We start from the raw sequence: 1,441 nt of genomic DNA on the forward strand, positions 1-1,441 counted from the left end.
AAAGAGAGGTGGCTTCTCTATTCGGCGAGCTAAAGTCAAGCGCTTCGATATTTCACAATCTCCGCATTTCATGGTCTTTCGCAGGTTCTTGCTTCTCTCCGGAATCGGCGCTTTGGCCCTTCCACTATGGGGTTAGAAGAATGAGGTATCCAATCTCGGTATCGTCCTGATCGCTATATGCGGCCGGCACTACCACCTCTACGAACTTACCTCATCCATCGTCCTGCGAAGGACATCTCTCCACGGCGATGTGGATCTTTATACAGCTACTGTTCACGCAGCAGCGGGTAAGCCATTCCTAGTCCAGCAAAACTCGGTTCCGTCGCTCCACATGCGGTGCATTATGACAGCCAGTCGCCTGGCAAGTGCGACAATTGCCTTTTGCTTTCCTGCTCGTTTGGCAATCTTCATTGCCCAAGCCTTTAACCACGACCATTTCTTGACAAGCGTCAGGAGGGTCTGAGCCGCTTCGTATAATAAAGAACGCATTATTGCATCACCACAGCAGGAGATCCGACCAATTCGTTTACTCTCACCCGATTCATTCAGTTTTGGCGTTAATCCGAGGATTGGCCCAACTGCCTTAGAGTTTTTAAATCGTTGCGGAATATCAATCGTGCTCACAAAGGCCAAAGAGACAACAGGGCCAACGCCGGGAACAGTCATCAACAGTCGGCAGATTTCATCCCGGGAGGTTAACTCAAGCACTTTCTTGTGCAGCTTTTTAAATTCATCGCGTAGTTTGGTCCGGGCTGACAGCAGAACGTCCATGATTTCCGCAAGCTCTGGAAAGCCAGTGACCAGTTCGCAGACCCGTTCTTCAAACGTGATCTTACCGGCCAGGCCAACCTTTAAACCAAAATTCCGCAGTAGGCCTCGAATGTCATTCTCTATGGCAATGGCTTTTTGTTGAAGCAGTTGACGCGCCGTGAGCAAGGCGCGACGCTTCTGGCTCGTCAATGTCTTCACATGCACAGGCTTGTACAGATTTACGCGCATCATCTGGGCAATGCCGCGAGCATCGTTACGATCAGTTTTGTTCGGCTGTGCCTTCAGAAACGCCTTGGTGTGGCGAGTCTCGATGCAAATCGTTGGCACGCCTGCTTTTGCCAGAGTCTCAAACAGCCATTGCGATAAGGGGCCAGCTTCAAGTCCGACACGTTCAATATGCCACCTGGGATCTTTCAGAACTACAATCAGGTCATCAGGATGTGACGATACTTTTACCTCACGGCAAATCTTACCGGCTTCATCGATAATGCAAACGGCGGTCTCTTTTACCGATACGTCAAGTCCAGTATAATGTTTCATGCTGCGCTTCCTTTCCGATGCTTGAGGCTGTTGCAAAACATGACCTCGTTTTACCATCAACAGAAGCGCAGCACCCTTCTACAATCCGCAATCGTTAAAGGTGGGGCTCAAGCCGAATACCCCATCTCGG

The 1,441-nt window shown here is 50.1% G+C and carries 1 protein-coding gene; it reads right to left on the minus strand.

Features of this window, described 5'->3' with window-relative positions:
• Window positions 1-273: 273 nt before the first annotated feature.
• On the minus strand, window positions 274-1,311 hold the full coding sequence (locus tag F9K91_RS25445; protein WP_151679064.1) for an IS110 family RNA-guided transposase: 1,038 nt from the start codon (window positions 1,309-1,311) through the stop codon (window positions 274-276).
• Window positions 1,312-1,441: the final 130 nt, after the last annotated feature.

Source organism: Brucella tritici, assembly GCF_008932295.1.
In the GTDB taxonomy this organism is placed as follows: Bacteria; Pseudomonadota; Alphaproteobacteria; order Rhizobiales; family Rhizobiaceae; genus Brucella; species Brucella tritici.